Here is a 657-nt window from a genome sequence, read left to right as displayed (position 1 = left end):
AAAAGCTACATTGCCAACACCAAGCCTTCTTACTGCTCTGCGTACTTCAATCACGAATGGACTGTTACAGGTGATTCGGTGAAGTACATCGGTGATGAGAAAAATGGTGGCAAATGGGTGGATGTGAGGTAACAGCAAGTGGCTGCTGCATGGCAGCCACCTTGAATAAGGAAAGTATGTGATTTTTTCAGAAAGAAACTGGCTATATTGGTTGGGTCGTTATGCTCTGGGAGTGGGTGTAGTTGTATTGGCCAATTTAGTGGGATATCAATCTGTGCATCATTATTATGAAGGCAGTGGCATGGCTCATGGTTTGGTCACAGGTATGATTTATGGACTCACTTTTATGTTCAGTATGTTTTTTTTATTTACCAAAGCCATTGTGCATCTTCCAAGCCGGGTTGAGCTTACTGACGAAACCTTGCGTTACGTTGACTCTACCCAGTCTGTTCATCTGCCTTGGTCACAAATTCAATCGGCAACAATGAAAAGAGGCTATCTGGATGTGATGGGCAACACAGCAACCATCGTTATTGATACAAATGTGGCTGTGTTCACACTCCGTTGTCTGAAGTACCCAGATAAATGCATTAAAGCCATTTCCGCTCATCTGGTGCGTATTGCTTAGTGTTCCTCCTCTCGTTCGTCACGAGTTTT

Annotated in this window: 2 protein-coding genes; both read left to right on the top strand. The window is 43.7% G+C overall.

Annotation, left to right across the window (positions count from 1 at the left end):
* Window positions 1-9: 9 nt before the first annotated feature.
* Window positions 10-132 carry a TrbM/KikA/MpfK family conjugal transfer protein gene (locus A2F46_RS12215; RefSeq protein WP_082783699.1) on the top strand — a complete coding sequence of 41 codons (123 nt, stop codon included), beginning with the start codon at window positions 10-12 and terminating at the stop codon, window positions 130-132.
* 46 nt (window positions 133-178) lie between these two features.
* Window positions 179-628, top strand: a complete 450-nt coding sequence (locus tag A2F46_RS11770; protein WP_066570663.1) for a hypothetical protein — start codon at window positions 179-181, stop codon at window positions 626-628.
* Window positions 629-657: the final 29 nt, after the last annotated feature.

Origin of the sequence: Snodgrassella sp. CFCC 13594 (genome assembly GCF_001590725.1) — a bacterium.
In the GTDB taxonomy this organism is placed as follows: domain Bacteria; phylum Pseudomonadota; class Gammaproteobacteria; order Burkholderiales; family Neisseriaceae; genus Snodgrassella.
This window is presented reverse-complemented; position numbering and strand designations above follow the sequence as displayed.